At 64.5% G+C, this 17,907-nt stretch carries 17 protein-coding genes; 9 read left to right on the top strand and 8 right to left on the bottom strand.

Annotated features, from left to right (window positions below; genetic code table 11):
• Nucleotides 1-8: 8 nt before the first annotated feature.
• From IVB31_RS31625 to IVB31_RS31640, 4 genes are all read right to left on the bottom strand, one after another.
• Nucleotides 9-1,619 (bottom strand): ABC transporter substrate-binding protein, encoded by a 1,611-nt coding sequence (locus IVB31_RS31625; RefSeq protein WP_247331920.1) that lies wholly within the window; start codon nucleotides 1,617-1,619, stop codon nucleotides 9-11.
• Nucleotides 1,620-1,784: 165 nt separating this feature from the next.
• Nucleotides 1,785-2,390 (bottom strand): TlpA disulfide reductase family protein, encoded by a 606-nt coding sequence (locus tag IVB31_RS31630; protein WP_247331921.1) that lies wholly within the window; start codon nucleotides 2,388-2,390, stop codon nucleotides 1,785-1,787.
• A complete protein-coding gene (locus IVB31_RS31635) occupies nucleotides 2,383-2,844 on the bottom strand; it encodes a DsrE family protein (protein WP_247331923.1) in 462 nt (153 codons plus the stop codon). The genes IVB31_RS31630 and IVB31_RS31635 overlap by 8 nt, the downstream gene beginning before the upstream one ends.
• A gap of 20 nt (nucleotides 2,845-2,864) precedes the next feature.
• Nucleotides 2,865-3,293: a DoxX family protein gene (locus IVB31_RS31640; RefSeq protein WP_247331925.1), complete on the bottom strand. Its 429-nt coding sequence runs from the start codon at nucleotides 3,291-3,293 to the stop codon at nucleotides 2,865-2,867.
• A gap of 103 nt (nucleotides 3,294-3,396) precedes the next feature.
• Here IVB31_RS31640 and IVB31_RS31645 point away from each other — a divergent pair, with 103 nt between their 5' ends.
• Nucleotides 3,397-4,281, top strand: coding sequence for a LysR family transcriptional regulator (locus IVB31_RS31645; RefSeq protein WP_247331927.1), 885 nt, complete (start codon nucleotides 3,397-3,399; stop codon nucleotides 4,279-4,281).
• 37 nt (nucleotides 4,282-4,318) lie between these two features.
• Here IVB31_RS31645 and IVB31_RS31650 read toward each other — a convergent pair whose 3' ends face one another.
• Nucleotides 4,319-5,464 carry an acyl-CoA dehydrogenase family protein gene (locus tag IVB31_RS31650; protein ID WP_247331930.1) on the bottom strand — a complete coding sequence of 382 codons (1,146 nt, stop codon included), beginning with the start codon at nucleotides 5,462-5,464 and terminating at the stop codon, nucleotides 4,319-4,321.
• 125 nt (nucleotides 5,465-5,589) lie between these two features.
• Between IVB31_RS31650 and IVB31_RS31655 the strand changes: the two genes are divergently transcribed.
• Nucleotides 5,590-6,267 carry an alpha/beta family hydrolase gene (locus tag IVB31_RS31655; protein ID WP_247331932.1) on the top strand — a complete coding sequence of 226 codons (678 nt, stop codon included), beginning with the start codon at nucleotides 5,590-5,592 and terminating at the stop codon, nucleotides 6,265-6,267.
• A 3-nt stretch (nucleotides 6,268-6,270) separates the two neighbouring features.
• Here IVB31_RS31655 and IVB31_RS31660 read toward each other — a convergent pair whose 3' ends face one another.
• A complete protein-coding gene (locus tag IVB31_RS31660) occupies nucleotides 6,271-7,245 on the bottom strand; it encodes a ketopantoate reductase family protein (protein ID WP_247331934.1) in 975 nt (324 codons plus the stop codon).
• 159 nt (nucleotides 7,246-7,404) lie between these two features.
• On the opposite strand from IVB31_RS31660, the gene IVB31_RS31665 reads away from it, so the two are divergent.
• The 3 genes from IVB31_RS31665 (at nucleotide 7,405) to IVB31_RS31675 (ending at nucleotide 11,414) form a co-directional block, all read left to right on the top strand.
• Nucleotides 7,405-8,208 (top strand): enoyl-CoA hydratase-related protein, encoded by an 804-nt coding sequence (locus IVB31_RS31665; RefSeq protein ID WP_247331936.1) that lies wholly within the window; start codon nucleotides 7,405-7,407, stop codon nucleotides 8,206-8,208.
• Between the two features lie 166 nt (nucleotides 8,209-8,374).
• Nucleotides 8,375-9,361, top strand: coding sequence for a TRAP transporter substrate-binding protein (locus tag IVB31_RS31670; RefSeq protein ID WP_247332354.1), 987 nt, complete (start codon nucleotides 8,375-8,377; stop codon nucleotides 9,359-9,361).
• A 16-nt stretch (nucleotides 9,362-9,377) separates the two neighbouring features.
• Nucleotides 9,378-11,414: a HAMP domain-containing methyl-accepting chemotaxis protein gene (locus IVB31_RS31675; protein ID WP_247331937.1), complete on the top strand. Its 2,037-nt coding sequence runs from the start codon at nucleotides 9,378-9,380 to the stop codon at nucleotides 11,412-11,414.
• Between the two features lie 46 nt (nucleotides 11,415-11,460).
• Here IVB31_RS31675 and IVB31_RS31680 read toward each other — a convergent pair whose 3' ends face one another.
• A complete protein-coding gene (locus tag IVB31_RS31680; protein WP_247331938.1) occupies nucleotides 11,461-12,345 on the bottom strand; it encodes a LysR family transcriptional regulator in 885 nt (294 codons plus the stop codon).
• A 112-nt stretch (nucleotides 12,346-12,457) separates the two neighbouring features.
• On the opposite strand from IVB31_RS31680, the gene IVB31_RS31685 reads away from it, so the two are divergent.
• The 4 genes from IVB31_RS31685 (at nucleotide 12,458) to IVB31_RS31700 (ending at nucleotide 16,682) form a co-directional block, all read left to right on the top strand.
• Nucleotides 12,458-13,822, top strand: coding sequence for an FAD-dependent oxidoreductase (locus IVB31_RS31685; RefSeq protein ID WP_247331939.1), 1,365 nt, complete (start codon nucleotides 12,458-12,460; stop codon nucleotides 13,820-13,822).
• A 24-nt stretch (nucleotides 13,823-13,846) separates the two neighbouring features.
• Nucleotides 13,847-14,851 (top strand): ABC transporter substrate-binding protein, encoded by a 1,005-nt coding sequence (locus IVB31_RS31690; protein WP_247331940.1) that lies wholly within the window; start codon nucleotides 13,847-13,849, stop codon nucleotides 14,849-14,851.
• 243 nt (nucleotides 14,852-15,094) lie between these two features.
• A complete protein-coding gene (locus tag IVB31_RS31695) occupies nucleotides 15,095-15,868 on the top strand; it encodes an ABC transporter ATP-binding protein (RefSeq protein ID WP_247331941.1) in 774 nt (257 codons plus the stop codon).
• The gene (locus IVB31_RS31700; protein ID WP_247331942.1) at nucleotides 15,861-16,682 is read left to right on the top strand and encodes an ABC transporter permease; all 822 of its coding nucleotides are present in this window, start codon (nucleotides 15,861-15,863) and stop codon (nucleotides 16,680-16,682) included. The genes IVB31_RS31695 and IVB31_RS31700 overlap by 8 nt, the downstream gene beginning before the upstream one ends.
• A gap of 174 nt (nucleotides 16,683-16,856) precedes the next feature.
• Here IVB31_RS31700 and gtdA read toward each other — a convergent pair whose 3' ends face one another.
• A complete protein-coding gene (gene gtdA / locus IVB31_RS31705) occupies nucleotides 16,857-17,897 on the bottom strand; it encodes a gentisate 1,2-dioxygenase (RefSeq protein WP_247331944.1) in 1,041 nt (346 codons plus the stop codon).
• Nucleotides 17,898-17,907: the final 10 nt, after the last annotated feature.

The following is a 17,907-nucleotide window of genomic DNA, read 5'->3' on the forward strand; positions in this document are numbered from 1 at the left end:
GCGCGAGCCTACTCGTTCTTTTCCACATTCCAGAACATCGGCGTTGCCGGCCCGTCGATCACGCCGGTCAGTGATTTGCGCCATGCGCTCGGCGCCTGGAACTGGCCGAGCGGGATGTAGATCACCTGATCATAGGCTTCCTTTTGCACCTCGAGGGCGATCCTCTTCTGCTCTTCCGGTGAGGTGGCGCGGGCAAAGGCGTCGCGCAACTCCTCGAGCTTGGCGTCCTCGGACCAGCCGTACCAGCCGCCACTCGTGCCCTTGCCGCCCATCGGGACGTTGACCAGCGGGTTCAAGGAGTCCGCGGCGCCCTGGTAGGTGAAGAACATGTTCCAGCCGCCTTCCTTCGGCGACTTCTGGTTGGCGCGGCGGGTGACCAAGGTCTGCCAGTCCATCGCCTGAAGGTCGACCTTGAAACCGGCCTCGCGCAGCAGTTGTGCGACCACGATCGGCTGCGCTTTCAGCAGGATCTGGTCGCCCGGCGCCAGGATCACCACGGGCGTGCCGTCATAGCCGGACTCGGCCAACGCCTTCTTCGCGTCCGCCATGCTTTTGCCCTTGATCAGGGTCTCGCCGCCGGCGTCGCTCGCCAGCGGCGTATCGCAGATGAAGAATGCGCCGCAGAACTTATAGTATTTGGGATTGCCGATCTGGGCGTCGAGCACGTCCTTCTGGTTGATCGCGAGCATCGCGGCGCGGCGGATCTTCACATTGTCGAACGGCGGATGCAGGAAGTTCATCCGGCCGAACGACTGGAAGCCGAATTTGTTCAGGATCGAAACAGTGATGTCCGGATTGGACTCGAGCGCGGGCAGCATGTCGAACGGCGGCGTTTCAACGAAATCGACATCGCCGGACTGCAGCGCGTTGAGCGCGGTCTGCGCATCCGGCATCGTGATCCACTCGACACGGTCGACCTTGACCACCTTGCCGCCCGACGTCCATTCGGCCGGCTCCTTGCGCGGCACATAGTCGGTGTTCTTTTCGTAGATGGCTTTCACGCCAGGCTGGAATTCGCCCGCGACGAACTTGAATGGGCCGGAGCCGATCTGCTCCGGAATCTGCTTGGTGATCGGGGTCTCGGCCAACCGCTTCGGCATCATGAAGGCGACAACGGCCGACGGCTTGGCGATCGTCTCCAGCACCAGGCCATAGGGCTCCTTCAGCCTGAGCACGATCGTCTTGGCGTCGGTTGCCTCGATACCCGAGGTGAAGTCCATCAACTTGCGCGCCATGCCGTCGACGCTCGTGCCCCAGCGCTTCAGCGAGGCGACGCAATCCTCCGCCGTCACCGGCCCTCCGTCGTGCCAAATCAGGCCGTCGCGCAAGGTGAAGGTATAGGTCAGCTTGTCCGCGGACACCGCCCAGTCGGCCATCTGCGGACGTACCTTGAAGCTGGTGTCGATGCCGAGCAGCGTGTCGTAGACCATATAGCCATGGTCGCGGGTGATGATCGCTGTCGTGAAGCCGGGATCGGTGACGCGAAGGTCCGATTGCATCACCGCAGTCAGGATTTTCTTTCCGGTCGCGGCAGACGCAACCGAGGTCCAGGCAGCGGTAAGCGCCGATGCTGCAATAACCGCGAGCTGAAGCAGTTTTCGTCGCGAGACTTGAGCCATTCGCAATTCCCCCGATGCAAACGAGACCTGACGGCGGCTGCCGGTGACAGGCAGCGTAGGGTCTGTCGGCGCACCTTGCAATGACGGGTTGTGTCGTAAATCTCATTCCTTTGCGATCGACCAAGGCCCGCCATAGCCGGCGACGCGACGGCAGGCCGCTTCGTCCTAGGTCTGCTCGCGGTAGAATTGCAGCAGCCGCGCGCCGGCGGGCGAGAGCCAGTCGGGTGCGCCTGCGATATAGCCCTCGATGTGATTGCTCGTTCCGACCAGATAGGTGACGGGCATGCCGACAAGCCTGAAATTCCCGGCCGATGATTCCGCGGTTGCGTCGTGCGTGTCGACGTAGCAGGCGAGGTTTTGCACGGCCAGGCCGCCGAGGAATGCGCGGATCTTTCGCAAGTCCTTCGTATCGGTGCAGATCGCGAGAACGTCGAGCCGGTCCGGCCGCGATCCTGCGAGGCTTGCGAGCGCGGGAAGATCGAGCCGGCAGGCCGCGCACCACGTCGCCCAGAAATTGACGAGCGTGATGCGTCCCGGCTTTGCCGTCGTAACGATGTCCCTGCCATTGAGATCCTGAAGCCGGAGCGGAGCCATCGGCGCACGAGGCCGCACGACCGTGAACTGGCTGCGGCCGGTCTCGAACACGGGCGGCCAGGACGGGTCGCCGCCTTGCGCGCGGCCAGCGCGCAAGGAGGCAATGAGCGCCGGCGCAGCCATCAGGAGCGATCGCCGGGACAGCGCCGCTCCGGGCACGCGAGGTCTCTCACGCATGGATATAGGCCCAACCCTTGAGTTGCAGATCGACCACGCGCCCGATCCCGAACGGGACCAGGCTCGCGCCCGATATCAGCGGAATGGAGGTCTGCTCCTTGGCTTCCGCGATCGCTTTTGACGACGCGCACATGCTGTAGGCGAGGTTGGGCAGCGACTGCCGCAGCGTCGCCAGCGGCTCGACGAGCGGGGTCTTGTCCGCCCGGAAGACGTCGATGCCCTTGCCGTTGGCGACGACCTCGATCATCATTCTCGCGCCTCTGTCGGCAAAATGCCTGGAGAGGTTGGCAGAGTAGCTGATCGCATGACCCATGACATAGGGCTCGTTGCTGTCGATCAGGATCACGACGCCGTCAGTGAGACGATCCTCCTTGGCCGCGGCGGTGCCGCCGGCGGTGAGGATCGCGGTGCCCAAGAGCAGGCCCCTGCGGGACCATCCATTGGCTGAGATCATGGCCGGGGCGATCCTGCCGGTCAGAATTGACGCGGCGCGATCGGCGCCTTGCTGTTGCGTCCCCACAGCACGAACAGGCTGAGCGCGAGCAGGACGACATTGAGCGGCGTCACCGGGGCTTCGCCGCGCGAGACATGGAAGACGAGCGCGAACACCTGCAACACGGAACAGCCGAGCGCGGCCAGCACCGTCAGCCGCGGCAGGATCCGCGTCAGGGCCGGCAGCAGGATGCCGATCCCGCCCGCGAGATCGACCAGCCCGATGAAGCGGACGAACGTTTCGGAATGCTGGCCGGCCCAGGGCATCATCGCGGCAAGCTGAGGAATCGGCGTGAGGAGCTTGACCAGCCCGGCCGAGACGAAGACGAAGGCGAGGACGAGCTGTGCGGCCCAAAGGCCGATGCGAAAGGCGCGGCCGGGGGCGGCGGTCTCGTAGGTGGTGGTGGACATGGTGGTTCTCCAAAATGTAAGCGTTGCCACCATTTGATAGTTTCCTCATATTTGATCATTATAGGATTCAGGATTAGTGGGTTTCCTGGGTGTTGATGATTCCATGGATTCTCTGGTCAGCATGAGGGTGTTCTGCCTGGTCGCCGAGCTGAAAAGCTTCGCGACCGCTGCGCAGCGTCTGCGCATCTCGCCCGCCATGGCGAGCAAGCACGTGATGCAGCTCGAGAAGCGGCTGGGGACGCGGCTGCTCAATCGCACCAGCCGGCGCGTCAGCCTGAGCGAGAGCGGGGCGCTCTATTTCGAGCAGGCGCGGCAGATGCTCGACTCGCTCGACGAGGTCGAAGCCGCCGTCAGCAACGCGACCGTCGTTCCGCGCGGCACGCTGCGGCTGACCGCGCCGGTGTGGATGGCGAACGCGATGTTCGCGGGCGTGCTGGCGGACTACCAGGCGCGTTATCCGGACGTGCGCCTCGACGTCGATCTCAGTGGACGGCTGGTCAATCTGGTCGAGGAAGGATTCGATCTCGCACTTCGCGCGACCGGCGCGCCTGACGAGGCGCTGATCGCGCGGCCCATCACCCAGGTGCCATTCTACATGGTCGCGGCACGCGCCTATCTCGACCGGGCGGGACGCCCGGCCCAATTGGCCGACCTCGCGGGCCAGGCCTTGTTGCACTACGCGCTCTATCCGGGCGAGAGCTTCTCCTTTGAAGGCGAGCACGGCACCGAAATCGTCAAGCTCAATCCGGTGCTGCGCAGCGGCAACGAAACGCTGCTGCACATGGCGGCGCTCGCAGGCATGGGTCTCGCCTTCCTGCCGAAATGGCTGGTCGCCGAGGACATCGCCGCCGGCCGCCTCGAGCACGTCATGCCCGGGCACGTCGTCTTCGAAGGAAAGCTGTTCGCGGTCTATCCGAGCCGCAAATATCTCTCCGCCAAAGTGAGAACCTTCATCGACTTCGTCGTGGCCGACAAGCGGATGAAATAGCCTCTCGCAGCGGCCTGAGTGCAGCGAGCCGACCCGACTACAGCGACCTGGCGATCAGCAGCTTCATGATCTCGTTGGTACCGCCATAGATCTTCTGGATGCGGGAATCGATGAAGATGCGCGAGATCGGGTATTCCTGCATGTAGCCGTAGCCGCCGAACAGCTGCAGGCATTCGTCGGCGGTCTGGACTTGCTTGTCCGAGCACCAGTATTTCGCCATCGACGCCGTGACGGTGTCGAGATCCCCGGCGATCAACTGCTCGATACACCAGTCGACGAAGACGCGCGCGATCATCGCTTCGGTCTTGCGCTCGGCGAGCGTGAAGGCGGTGTTCTGGAAATCCATCAGCGGCTTGCCGAAGGCTTTCCGCTCCTTGGTGTAGTCGACGGTGAGTTTGATCGCGCGCTCCATCGCGGCGACCGCGCCGACCGCGAGCGCGAGGCGCTCCTGCGGCAGCTGCTGCATGAGCTGGACAAAGCCCTGGCCTTCTTCGCCGCCGAGCAGGTTTTCCGGGGCGACCGTGACATTGTCGAAGAACAGCTCTGATGTGTCGGAGGCATGCAGGCCGATCTTGTCGAGGTTGCGACCGCGCTTGTAGCCGTCCGCGCCTGATGTCTCGACCACGAGCAGCGAGATGCCCTTGGCGCCGACGTCGCCGGTGCGTGCGACCACGATGACGAGATCGGCGGCCTGGCCGTTGGTGATGAACGTTTTCTGGCCGTTGATGACGTAGGAATTGCCCTGTTTCCTGGCCGTGGTCTTCACGGCTTGCAAATCCGAGCCGGTGCCGGGCTCGGTCATGGCGATGGCGCCGATCATCTCGCCGGACGCCATCTTCGGCAGCCAGCGCTTCTTCTGCTCCTCCGAGCCGTAATTGAGGATGTAGTGCGCGACGATGGCGCTGTGCACGGAGACGCCGGTCGTCAGCTCCGGCACCGTGCTTTCGAGGTCGTCGAGCACGGCGGCATCATAGGCGAAGGTGGCACCCAGGCCGCCATATTCCTCCGGGACGCTCGCCAGCAGCGCGCCCATCTCGCCGAGCCCGCGCCAGGCGAAACGGTCGACCATCTTCTGCTCGCGCCATTTTTCGGCATGCGGTGCCAGGTCCTTGGCCAGATATTTCCGGAACTGGTCGCGGAAGATTTCGAGCTCTTCGGTCATCCAGGAGGAGCGGTAGGGCATGGTCACCTCAGTTGGTGCGGCTTCCGGCTTGGTAGGCCAGTCGACCGCGGCAATTATTGTGTTTTCAGGCTGCGCCGGTGACGCTACCAAGGAGGCCGGACCAGCGTCTGTCGGGATGTCTGATTGTGGCTGTCAAAACTCAAGAGCTCAAGCTCGACATCGAGCGCATCGGCACGGTCTCGGCGATCCTGACGCAGCCGGACAAGGCGCGCGCCTGTTACGTGCTGGCGCATGGTGCGGGCGCCGGGATGCGGCATTCATCCATGGACAAGATTGCGGAAGGCCTTGCCGATCGCGGCATCACGACGTTCCGCTTCAATTTTCCTTACATGGAGAAGAAGCAGGGCCGTCCCGACCAGCCGGCGGTCGCCCACGCCACGATCCGCGCGGCAGTCGAGGAAGCCGCGCGGCTCTGCCCCGGTGTGATGCTCGTTGCGGGCGGAAAATCCTTCGGCGGGCGTATGACGTCGCAGGCGCAGTCGAAGACTCCACTGCCTGATGTCGAAGGGCTCGCTTTCCTCGCCTTTCCCCTGCACGCTGACAAGAAGCCGTCGACGGAGCGCGCCGAGCATCTCGCCCATATCGACATCCCCATGCTGTTCCTGCAAGGCACGCGCGACGGGCTCGCCGATCTCGGCCTTCTCAAACCGCTCATCGAGAGGCTTGGGCCGAAGGCGAAGCTGCATGAGGTCGAAGGCGGCGATCACTCCTTCGCGGTGTTGAAAAAGTCCGGTCGCACCAATGAAGAAGCGCTGACGGAGGTGCTTGATACGCTGGTGGCCTGGATCGACGAACTCGTCTGAAGGTCACGCCGAATAAAGCCCTTTGTCGCGCGCCTTCTGGATCGCCAGCGCCGCGATGAGGTCGAGCGTCGGCGTCGACAGGCCGGCCGTGCGCGCGAAAGCGGCCGGCGCCCTCACCAGCACGTCGATCTCCATGGCGCGGCCGAGCTCGTAATCCTGCAGCAACGACGGCTTGTGGTTGGGGGCGGGACCGCTCCGTGACACCCGTTTGACCTCGGGAATGAAGTGCTGGGCGATCTCGTTGGCCTCGTTCAGCATCCGCGGAATGACCTCGGCGAAGGCCGGATCGTCGCGCACGCCGCGCGCGGTCTGACCGGTGAGCAGGCACAGCACCGACAGCGACATGTTGGTCAGCAGCTTTGACCAGATCGCTTCGCGAATATCGGCGACCGGCGGTGAGTCCAGTCGCGCCTCGTTCAGCACGCTACGAAGCTTTGTGATGCGCTCGCAATTGCGGTCGTCGCATTCGCCGATCAGCAGGCGGTTGCGGTCTGGCGTGAGGTTTTGCACCAATCCGGGCGCGATTACCTCGTTGGAAGAGAAGACGATGCCGCCGACGATCCGCTCCTTCGGGATGCAGGCGCGCAAGCGCCCGCCGGGGTCGAGGAAGGAAATGTCAGGCGGGGTCGGGTGCCGCGGCGGCAGGCCGATACCGTACCACCAGGGAATGCCGTTCTGCGCGAACACGATCGCGGTGTCGCTGCCGAGCAGTGGCTTGAGGCTGGCGACCAGGCCCTGAAGCGCGGTGGCCTTCAGCGTAGAGATCACCACATCCTGCGGACCGAGCTGGGCCGGATCGCCCGTGGCGTTCACCTTGGCGCTGAGCTCGGAATCGCCGACGCGCAGCTTGAGGCCGTTGGCCCGCACCGCCTCCAGATGCGCCCCCCGCATCACGCACGAGATCTCATGGCCGGCGCGCGCCAGCCGAACCGCAATGTGGCTGCCGACGGCGCCCGCGCCGAAAATGCAGATGCGCATGGTGTGATGTCCCGTCCCTGATCCCTTAGATGCCGCCCGGCAGCACCATGACACAAGCCGCCATGCGATGGACGCGGCCGCCCTACGCCGGAAAGATATGGATCAGGACGAGCGGCCTCAGCCATAGTGCGCGCCAAACAAACGACCGGAGGATCGCCAATGACCGTCAGCCCCGTCCTGTGGACCCTCGATGAGCGTGGGGTTGCGACCGTCACGTTGAACCGGCCGGAAGTGAACAACGCCTATGACGGCGCCTTGATCGCCGGGGTGCTCGCGGCCGTGGACGAGCTGGCTAAGAAGCCGAACCTGCGCGTCGTCGTGCTCAGGGGCAATGGCAAGCATTTCCAGGCCGGCGCCGATCTCAAATGGATCAACGGCGTGCGGCCGCAATCGACCGAGGCCAACGAGGCCGCGTCGCGGGCGACGTTCGAGGCCGTGCAGCGGCTCAACACGCTGCCGATCCCGACGCTCGCGCTGGTACAGGGCGGCTGCTTCGGTGGCGGCACCGGCGTGATTGCGGCCTGCGACGTCGTGATCGCGGCGGACAACGCCCTGTTCTCGATCACCGAGGTGCGTTGGGGCCTTACGGCGGCGATCATCATCCCGCAACTCTGTGATGCCATCGGCGTGCGGCAAGTCCGTCGCTATGCGCTCACCGGCGAACGTTTCGGCGCCGAAGATGCCCGCCGCATCGGCCTCGTCCATGAAGTGGTGCCGCTCGCCGATCTCGAAGCCGCCGGCGCCAAGGTGGTCGAGCAGTTGCTCGCCAACGGACCGGAGGCCATGGCCGAGACCAAGCGGCTGGCGCTGGAGAGCTCGTTCGGCGGGATGGCGGTGGACGATGCGGCTTACACGCGGCTCGTGCACCTGCACTCGCTCAAGCGCCAGAGCGCCGAGGCGGCGGAAGGGCTGGCGTCGTTCGCGGAGAAGCGGGCGGGAAATTGGAGTGGCGGCAAAGCCTGAGCGCGCGCCGCTCAGCAGCAAGCCGATACGATCAGCACCGTGCACCATCTCCAAATTTCGCCGGCGCGGGATCGATTCGAATCCCCGTAATTCCGCGGGGGTTTCCTTAAGAGTTCAATCATTCCCGGCCATTATGGTTACGACAATTGTCAGGCCATGGTGTCGAATGCGCAGAGAAGTTCTGGGATTTTGGAAGGCCGGATCGATTGTCGCAGCGGCAACGCTGCTGGTCCTGCATCCGGTTGCCGCTTCACCTCGGCTGGTCTCTCTGGCGTTCAATTCCCAACTCGGGAGCCCGCAGCAGATCGGGGCCGATGAATTTCGCCAGAAGCTGGTGGCATTGCCCGGCAAGCCCATCGTGATCGACCAGCGCGCCACCAACGCACTCGGTAGCGAGAACGCCATTCTCGCGGCGACCCAGGCGGGCGCCGTCGATATGGCGGTGCTGTCGGGCTCGGTGGTCAGTGCGGTCGTCCCCGAACTCGGCGTGTTCGACATCCCCTTCCTGTTCCGCGATACGGCTCACGCCAAGGCCGTGGCGCAAGGTCCGGCCGGCGCGGCAATCGCCGCCAAGTTCGGCGACAAGGGGCTGACCTTGCTGGCGATTGGCCGGCAGGGCTTCCGCAACGTCACGAATTCCAAACGGCCGGTGCGCACGCCCGAGGATATCAAGGGTTTGAAGATCCGCGTCATCCCGAATCCGATCTATCAGATGACGTTCAAGGCGCTCGGTGCCGAAGTGGTCCCGATGGAATTTCCGCTGGTCTATACCGCGCTCAAGGACGGCCGGCTCGATGGGCAGGAAAACCCGGTGCCGACCATTGCCGGCTCCCGTCTCTATGAAGTCCAGAAATACCTCACATTGACCGGCCACTTCTTCGCGCCGGTCGTGTTCATCGCCAACCGCGCCATGTTCGAGCAGCTCACTCCGGCCGACCAGGCAACGCTGATCGCGCAGGCAAAGGTGGGGGCGGAAGCGACATGGCAGGCAAAGCTCGATGCCGCGTCGCTCGAGCAGGTGCGCAGCGGCGGCATGGACGTGATCGAGAAATTCGATCGTCAACCCTTCGTCGATGCGGTCAAGCCGCTCGATCAGGAATTCGAGAAGCGGTTCGGCAAGGAACTGCTCGCCACCATCCGGTCCACTCAGTAAGAATTTCGGAATCCCCATGAAATTATCGCACATGATGTCCCGGATCGGTGTTCGTCCGCGCGTGTTTGGTGGTTTCGCGCTGGTTCTCAGCTTTCTGGTCCTGCTCGCGGGCTTCGCCGTGGTCCAGGTCGAGCGGATCGGCGGAACGGTCAACGAGCTCGTGACCAGCGCTGCTGGCGACGCCGGCATGTCACAGGCGCGCGCCGCGCTCTTGGAAGCGAACTCGGCGGTCGAGAAATTCATCCGAACCTGGAATGTCGGCGACAAGGATGCCGCAGCCAAGGCGATCGACGGCGTCGGCAAACTCGCCGATCAGGCCGACCGGCAATTCGGCAAACTGCAAGCGATCGCGGAAGGCATCGGCCCGGTCAAGACCGCGCTGGAAACCTATCGTTCGTCGTTCACCGCGGCGGCGGATGCCGCGGATCGGCTGCGCGCCGCCACCACGAAGACCGACGCCCAGGGCGCGGCCGCGGGCCTCAATGTCAGCGGCATTCAGGTTGCGCTCGCCAATCGCTCGGATGATGCGGAACGGCTTGTCAACCCGATGCGCCTGGCCGGCGTCGTCGATGCGCTGCGCGTCACCGTGATGCGCTATGGATCCACTTTGTCGACGAGCGATGCTGACGACGCCAAGCAGGCGTTGTCCTACGCCCAGCTGGCGATCGCAGACACCGAGGCTGAGCTGGCGGTAGCGGACGCTCCCAAATTGAAGACGCTGGTCGCAGCACTCAAAACCGCGATCGCCGCCGACACGACGGCGCTCGAAGAGGTCATCAAGGTCGCCGCCGATCTGCGCGCCAGGCAGGCCGAATTGAAGAAGGCGAGTGCGGCGATCGACGACCAGGTCAACAAGATCAACGCGAAGCTCGGCACCGTGCGTGCCGAGCAGGGTGACAAGACCTCGGCAGCGGTCGATCAAACCAAGCAGACCGTTATCGCGACCGCGGCCGGTGCGCTGCTGCTGGGAGCGGTGCTGGCATGGCTGATCGGAGCCAGCGTATCCGGCCCGATTCGCGGCATGACGGACCGGATGCAATCGCTGGCGGCGGGCGAGCTCGATGAGCCGATTCCGGGCGGCGACTCGCGCGACGAAATCGGCCGCATGGCGCGCGCCGTCGAGGTGTTCCGCGAAAACGCACTGGCGGTTCGTCGCATGGAAGGCGAGGCTACGGCGCAGCGCGAAGCCGCCGAGGCCGATCGTGCCCGCATGATGTCGGATCTTGCCGGCCGCTTCGAGCAGGGCATGCAGGGGGTGATTGCCGGTGTCGGTGGCCGCGCCGACGACATGGGGCGCAGCGCCGAGGAGTTGGCAAAGGTCGCCGAGCGTGGTCGCGGGCTCGCCGAAGCGGTCGCGACCCGCGCCGAGCAGGCATCGATGAACGTGCAGACCGTCGCCTCCGCCACCCAGCAACTCGCGGCATCGATCCGCGAAATCTCGAGCCAGGTGCACCGCTCCGTCGCGGTCTCGAACCGGGCGACCGACGAGACCAACCGCACCTCCGATTTGATCCATGGGCTGTCGGATGCGGCTGAAAAGATCGGCACCATCATTCAATTGATTCAGGCCATCGCCAGTCAGACCAATCTGCTGGCGCTGAACGCGACCATCGAAGCGGCGCGCGCCGGTGACGCCGGCCGGGGCTTCGCGATCGTCGCCAGCGAGGTCAAGAGTCTCGCGACCCAGACAGCGCAGGCGACCGAGCAGATCGCCAGCCAGATCGCGACGATCCAGAGTGCGACCGGCCAATCGGTCCAGGCGATCAGGCAGTTCGGTACCACCGTCAAGGAAATGGCCGACATCGCCACCGCGATCGCCGCGGCGGTCGAACAGCAGGGCGCGGCAACGGGCGAAATCGCGCGCAATGTCGAAGAGGCGGCCAACGGCACCACGGCGGTGACGCAGGAAATCGGTCAGGTGCGCGCGGTGGCGGGCGAGACCGACGCCGGTGCCGAAGCCGCCCTTTCGGTCGCGGCGGCCCTGAAGCAGCAGGCGGATTCCATGAAGTCGAACGTCGACGATTTCCTCCACACCATCCGCTCGGCGGCCTGAATTACCGGAGAAATCGGCGGCGCCGCGGGTGCAAACGCCGCGGGCCTTACAGCACCGGCAACAGCGAGCTCTTCAATTCGCGCAAGAGCGCCTGAACCGCTGCAGCCTGGACCCGTCGCTCGGGAATGGTTGCCTTGACCCATAAATCGGGGATTGGAAAATCCGGCAGCACGATTTGCAATTTGCCTTGGCGGAGTGCTTCTTCCGCAAGGTAGTGCGAGATGAAGGCGATGCCGTTGCCGGCGATCGCGCTCTTCACAAGCACGTGGCCCTCATTCGAACTCAACAGCGGGCGCACTTGAACCGTGATGCGGTCGCGCGGCCCATCGAACACCCAGTCCGGGCCGGTGGGAAGAAAACTCAGGCAACGATGATCGACGAGATCGCGCGGGTGTCTTGGCATGCCGCGCGCATTGAGATAGGCCGGCGACGCGCACAACAAGCGCTTCAATCGGCATAGGGGTTCGTCGACCACGCCGCCGAACGAATGCGGGAACGCGCCGATGGCGATATCGAAGCCTTCCGTCACCGGATCGACGGGACGGTCGATCAGGACGATTTCGAGTTTCAGCTTCGGGTTTTGGGTCTGGAACGCGCTGAACACATCGGCAAGCCGGGCGATGGTCAGCGATGTCGGTGCCTTGATCCGCAGATGATCGATAAGATCATGGCCCTTCTCGCCCATGCGCGACAGCAGATCGCCGACATCGGCGACCACGCTCCGCGCCCGGTGGACATATTCCTGGCCAGCCGCGGTCAGGCGCAATTGACGCGTCGAGCGGTGAAACAGCGGCGTACCGATCCGCGCCTCCAACTGCGTGACGCGCTTGGCCACGACCGAGGTCGAGACGTTGAGCTTTCGCGCGGCGGCGGAGAAGCCGGCCGCATCCGCGGCGGCGAGGAAGGCCTGCAGGTTCACGAGGATGTCCATGTCGACCTTTCTCGATTCGCGCAAGCTGATCGCGTATTTTGGTGGATTGTAGCCCGGCCCGCGTTAATTCATAGTCCGGCCCAAGCAAGAGATTTCAGGGATAGGACGCGCCATGCGGGCCACGACGATCGACGAACCGGCGCGCCAGGTGCCGCTCTATGGCGAATATGAAGTCGTCGTGCTCGGCGGCGGACCGGCCGGCATTATCGCGGCGGCCTCTGCCGCGCGCGGGGGCCGGAAGACGCTGCTGATCGAGCGTTATGGTTTCCTCGGCGGCATGGGCACCGCGGCCGGCGTCACCAATTTCTGTGGCCTGCACGGCAATGTCTACGGCCAGGCGCACCGGCTGGTGCAGGGCATGGCGTCCGAGCTCTTGGCGCGGATCGATCGCTTGAACGGCCTCAACGCGCCGCATCTGATCCTCGGCAAGGTCTTTGCCCAAGCCTATGACACCGCGGCCTACAAGATCGCGGCCGACGAGCTCCTCGCCAGCCACAAGGTGCACATCCTCTTCCATGCGCTCGGCGCCGGCGTCGTGATGGGCGATAACAGCCGTATCGACGCGCTGATGGTCGAGACCAAGGCCGGCCGGCAGGCGGTGCGATCAGAGATCTTCATCGATTGCTCCGGTGACGGCGATCTCGCGGTGTGGGCGGGTGCACCTTTCGAGATCGGCGATGAGCACGGCCATCCGATGTACCCCTCGATGATGCTCCGTCTCAACGGCATCGATCCGGAGAAGGCTGGCGATGCCTGGCGGACCATCCCGCAATTGATGGAAAAGGCGCTCGCCGCCGGCACCCACACATTCCCGCGCAAAAGTGCGATCGTGCGGCCGCAAAAGTCCGGCATCGAATGGCGCGTGAATTTCACGCAGGTGGCGCGCGAGGATGGCCACGCCATCAACGGCATCGAGCCTGATGATCTCACCCGCGGCGAGATCGAGGGCCGCAAGCAGGCGCTGGCCGCGTTCGAATTCCTGCGCACCGTGCCGGGCTTTGAAAAATCCTACATCGTCGATTTGCCGCCGCAGCTCGGCATCCGCGAGACCCGCCGCATCACTGGCGGCTACCAGCTCAGCGGCGAGGACGTGCTCGGCTGCGCGTCGTTCGCGGACTCGATCGGGGTCAATGGCTGGCCGATCGAGGCCCATGTTTCCGGCGACGTCGTCTTCACCTTCCCGCCGATCCCGGAATCGCGCGGCTATAACGAGCTGCCCTACCGGATGCTGGTGCCCGAAGGCGTCGACAATCTGCTGGTCGCCGGCCGCTGCGCCTCCATGACCCATGAGGGCCAGTCGGCCGCGCGGGTCTCCGGTGCCTGTTTCGTGATGGGGGAGGCGGCCGGTTCCGCCGCGGCGCTGGCGCTGTCCGGCAACCGAATCCCGCGTGACATCCCCGTTGAAACATTGCAGGAAACGTTGACACAACAAGGTGCCTTCATCGGACGGGACCAGACCGTGCCTGAGGGCATGTAAAGACAACGAGACGGAGGAAGCCGGATGGGTGCGGTTGCGCGGTTCGCTTTGGCGAGCTTGGTGGCGCTCATGGCGATTGGCCCGGCGCAAGCCGAGGATGCGCTGAAGGCGAAAATCGGCGTGCTCAGGTTGTCGTCCTCCGCGCCTGTCTTCATCGCGCAGGACAAGGGCTATTTTCGCGAGGCCGGCCTCGAGGTCGAGCTGAAATTCTTTGACGCGGCGCAGCCGATCGCGGTCGCCACCACCTCCGGCGACATCGATTTCGGCGTCACCGCCTTCACGGCCGGCCTCTACAATCTCGCCGGCAAGGGCGTGCTGAAGGTGATCGGCGGCATGAGCCGCGAGAAGGCCGGCTATCCGCTGATCGGTTATTTCGCCAGCAACAAGGCCTACGCCGCCGGCTTGAAGACGCCGAAGGACCTCGCGGGCAAGCGCGTGGCGGTGACGCAGGTCGGCTCCTCCTTTCATTATTCGCTGGGGTTGCTTGCCGACAAATACGGCTTCAAGCTCGCCGACGTGAAGATCATCCCGCTGCAATCGCTGTCGAACGCGGCCGCCGCGCTGAAGGGCGAGACTGTGGAGGCGGCGCTCCTTCCCATCTCCACCGCGCGAAAACTGATGGACGAGGGCGGCGCGAAGTTTCTGGGCTGGGTCGGCGACGAGACGCCCTGGCAATTGGGCGCGGTGTTCGCCTCGCCGAAGACGCTGACCAACAAGATGCTGGTGACGAAACTGCTCGGCGTATTGGCAAAAGCCGATCGCGAATATCACGACGTCATCCTCGCCGCGATGAAGGACGGCGTCGCGCCGATCAACGAACAGACAAAACCGCTTTTGGAGATCATCGCAAAATACACCAACCTGCCGCTCGAGCAGGTGGTCGGCAACTGCGCCTATGTCGATCCGGACGGCAAGCTGGATGTGAAGAACGTCGACAACCAGATCAAATGGCTGCAGGAGCAGGGCTTTGCCGACAAGGGGTTTGACGCCAATGCGATCATCGCCAAGGACTTTGTGAAGGCGGATTGATGATGCGCGCTCTTCTCTATTACCGTCATCCTGAGGTGCTCGCGAAGCGAGCCTCGAAGGATGAGCGGCCAGGATGTAGCGGGGCCGTCACTGTTGCCAAGCCCTCAGTGTCGTCCCGGCGAAGGCCGGGACCCATAACCACCGAATTGAATTTGGCGAAGACAAGCAATGACCATTTTGCGCCACAACTGCCAATCGGCGTATGGGTCCCGGCGTTCGCCGGGACGACACTGAGGCCGTGACATGGACCTGATCGCCAACCACATCAGCCATCGCTTCGGCGATCTCGCCGTGCTCGACGATGTCTCCTTCACCGTCAGGGCCGGCGAGGTGGTGGCGATCGTCGGTCCCTCCGGTTGTGGCAAGAGCACGCTGTTGTCGATTCTGGGCGGGCTGTTGCTGCCGACCTCCGGCGCGCCCGAGTTGCGCGGGGCGCCGCCGGCGGACAGCCTCAATCCGCTTACCTTCGTGTTCCAGGATTTTGCGCTATTGCCCTGGGCCAATGTGGAGGAGAACGTCGAATTCCCGCTGCTGCACACGCAGCTCTCGGCCGTGCAGCGCCGCGCGCTGGTCGACGATGCCTTGCGCCGCACCGGTCTGACCGATTTTCGCAAGGCCTATCCAAAACAGCTTTCCGGCGGCATGCGCCAGCGTGTCGGCATTTCGCGCGCGCTCGCGGTGCGCCCCGCCATTCTCCTGATGGACGAACCGCTCTCCGCGCTGGACTCGCAGACGCGGGAGTTGTTGATGGAGGATTTCGTCCGGCTGCTCGCCGATGGCGGCATGGGGGCGGTCTACGTCACGCACAATCTCGAAGAGGCGGCACGGCTCGCCGACCGCATCGTGGTGCTGTCGCGGCGTCCCGGCCGCATTCGCGAGGTCGTGACCGTGCCGATGACGCGCACTGAGCGCGGCGAGACGGCGGCGCGCGAAAAGCTGCTCGCGCTTCAGAACCAGATCTGGTCGCTGATCCGCAACGAGGCGATCGATGCCGAGCGCGAGGTTCAGCATGCTTGACCGCGCGGCACCTGAAACTGCGAAGGATAAAGCGACGCGGCGCGTCCTCTTTCGCGGCGCCGGCTTCGTGCCGGCGAGCAGCCGTTTCGGCGGCTGGATCGCGCTGGCGCTGGTCATCGCGATCTGGCAGGCGGCCGGCAGCGCCGGCGTCGTCAATCCGCTGTTCCTGCCTGCACCCCTCGCGATTGTACGCGCGCTCTACGAGCTCGCCGCCTCCGGCGCGCTCTGGCAGCATCTGTCGGCTTCGCTCCTGCGCATCGGCGTCGGCTGGCTGCTCGGCACGGCGGCCGGCGTGGCCGTCGGCTTTGCCATCGGCCTGTCGCGGCTGGCGCGCAGCGTCGGCATCACCTTCATCTCGGCGCTGTTTCCGATCCCGAAGATCGCGCTGCTACCGCTGTTGATCCTCTGGCTCGGCATCGGCGAAGAGCCGAAGATCGCGACCATTGCGTTAGGGGTGTTCTTCTCGACCGCGATCTCGGTCTATAGCGGCGTCGATGCGGTGCCGCGCAACCTCATCCGCATGGCGCAGAGCTTCAACGTGCCGTTCGCCACCATCGTGCGCAAGGTGATCTGGCCCGGCGCGCTGCCCGCGATCCTCGCCGGCTTCCGCATCACCGCCTCGGTGGCGCTGCTGCTCGTCGTCAGCGCCGAGATGATCGGCGCCCAGTACGGCATCGGCGCGTTCGTGTTGCAGGCCGGCAATTTGATGCAGACGGATCAGCTGCTCGCGGGCGTGGTGATCCTGTCGGTGTTTGGGCTGGCGGTGGGCAGGGTGATCAATTGGCTGGAGACGCGGCTATTGCACTGGCGGTGAAGTTTACTCCGCCGTCGTCCCGGCGAAGGCCGGGACCCATACCGCGTGATCTATCGAGGGATCGCAGTGTTCGTACCAAAGAACAACTAAGAGCCTTCGCCAAACTTCTCCCTGTGATTATGGGTCCCGGCCTTCGCCGGGACGACAGCGGAGAGTGCGGCCAATAGTTCGGCTTCACGCGTTCCCGCGATCCTCGCGGAACAAATCCAGCTTCTGCTGCACGGGTCGATCAGAGAAGCTGAACAGCACCGCATCCATGTCGGCCTCGTGCGTCACCCATTGCCAGCTCGGCACCACAAACAGATCGCGCGGGCCCCATTCGAACGTTGCATCGCCGATGCGGCTGCGGCCGTGGCCTTCGATCGGGCAGAACACGGTCGCATCGGTTGACCGATAGCGCGCGGTCTTGAAACCCTTCGGCAGCAACTGGATGAAGGTGCCGATGGTCGGCATCGCAAAATCGCCGGTCTCGGGGTTGCTGAACTTCAGCTTCAGCCCGTGACATGCGTCCCACTCCTGGCTCGTGCGAGCCTTCTCCAGTGCCTCGCGCGTGTAGGCATAGGGATAGCTGAAGATCGGCGAGGTCTTCGAGCTCCGTTTCACGTCGACCGGCAGGAGATTGTGGCCGTAGCGCGCGAAGCTGTCGCCGGCCGGTCTCGTGATCTTCTGCTGGTCTTCCTTGGAGCCTTCCGCAAACGAGCAGTCGAAGAACTGCACCAGCGGAATGTCGAGGCCGTCGAGCCAGAACATCGGCTGGTCTGTCTCGTTGGAATGATCGTGCCAGGTCATCGACGGCGTGATGATGAAATCGCCGGGCTCCATCGCGGTGCGCTCGCCGTCGACAGCGGTGTGGGCACCCTTGCCTTCGAGCACGAAGCGCAGCGCCGATTGGCTGTGCCGGTGGGCGGGTGCGACGTCGCCCGGCACCACCATCTGCACGCCGGCATACAGCGAGGTGGTGATTTTCGACTGCCCGCGCAGGCCCGGGTTCTCCAGCACCAGCACACGCCGCTCGGCTTCCTTCGCGGTGATCAGCTTGCCTGCTTCGGTCATGTAGTCGCGGATGATTTCGAATTTCCACAGATGCGGCCGGCAGGCGCTCTTTGGCTCCGGCGTGATCAGGTCGCTCATCACCGTCCACAGCGCGGTGAGGTTCTCGCCGTCGATCTTTTTGTAGAACGCCTCGCGTTCCGGCGTCTTGGTCACGGCTTCCATGGTGCGGCTC

The sequence above is a fragment of the Bradyrhizobium sp. 21 genome, assembly GCF_023073335.1.
GTDB lineage: Bacteria > Pseudomonadota > Alphaproteobacteria > Rhizobiales > Xanthobacteraceae > Bradyrhizobium.

What these genes read in the sequence shown, in the direction of transcription:
- IVB31_RS31645 (WP_247331927.1), top strand. Translation starts at nt 3,397, where the DNA reads ATGGATTCTCTGGTCAGCATGAGGGTGTTCTGCCTGGTCGCCGAGCTG.
- IVB31_RS31695 (WP_247331941.1), top strand. Translation starts at nt 15,095, where the DNA reads ATGGACCTGATCGCCAACCACATCAGCCATCGCTTCGGCGATCTCGCC.
- IVB31_RS31700 (WP_247331942.1), top strand. Translation starts at nt 15,861, where the DNA reads ATGCTTGACCGCGCGGCACCTGAAACTGCGAAGGATAAAGCGACGCGG.
- IVB31_RS31665 (WP_247331936.1), top strand. Translation starts at nt 7,405, where the DNA reads ATGACCGTCAGCCCCGTCCTGTGGACCCTCGATGAGCGTGGGGTTGCG.
- IVB31_RS31650 (WP_247331930.1), bottom strand. Translation starts at nt 5,464, where the DNA reads ATGCCCTACCGCTCCTCCTGGATGACCGAAGAGCTCGAAATCTTCCGC.
- IVB31_RS31630 (WP_247331921.1), bottom strand. Translation starts at nt 2,390, where the DNA reads ATGCGTGAGAGACCTCGCGTGCCCGGAGCGGCGCTGTCCCGGCGATCG.
- IVB31_RS31690 (WP_247331940.1), top strand. Translation starts at nt 13,847, where the DNA reads ATGGGTGCGGTTGCGCGGTTCGCTTTGGCGAGCTTGGTGGCGCTCATG.
- IVB31_RS31675 (WP_247331937.1), top strand. Translation starts at nt 9,378, where the DNA reads ATGAAATTATCGCACATGATGTCCCGGATCGGTGTTCGTCCGCGCGTG.
- gtdA (WP_247331944.1), bottom strand. Translation starts at nt 17,897, where the DNA reads ATGGAAGCCGTGACCAAGACGCCGGAACGCGAGGCGTTCTACAAAAAG.
- IVB31_RS31625 (WP_247331920.1), bottom strand. Translation starts at nt 1,619, where the DNA reads ATGGCTCAAGTCTCGCGACGAAAACTGCTTCAGCTCGCGGTTATTGCA.
- IVB31_RS31670 (WP_247332354.1), top strand. Translation starts at nt 8,375, where the DNA reads ATGCGCAGAGAAGTTCTGGGATTTTGGAAGGCCGGATCGATTGTCGCA.
- IVB31_RS31685 (WP_247331939.1), top strand. Translation starts at nt 12,458, where the DNA reads ATGCGGGCCACGACGATCGACGAACCGGCGCGCCAGGTGCCGCTCTAT.
- IVB31_RS31640 (WP_247331925.1), bottom strand. Translation starts at nt 3,293, where the DNA reads ATGTCCACCACCACCTACGAGACCGCCGCCCCCGGCCGCGCCTTTCGC.
- IVB31_RS31660 (WP_247331934.1), bottom strand. Translation starts at nt 7,245, where the DNA reads ATGCGCATCTGCATTTTCGGCGCGGGCGCCGTCGGCAGCCACATTGCG.
- IVB31_RS31635 (WP_247331923.1), bottom strand. Translation starts at nt 2,844, where the DNA reads ATGATCTCAGCCAATGGATGGTCCCGCAGGGGCCTGCTCTTGGGCACC.
- IVB31_RS31680 (WP_247331938.1), bottom strand. Translation starts at nt 12,345, where the DNA reads ATGGACATCCTCGTGAACCTGCAGGCCTTCCTCGCCGCCGCGGATGCG.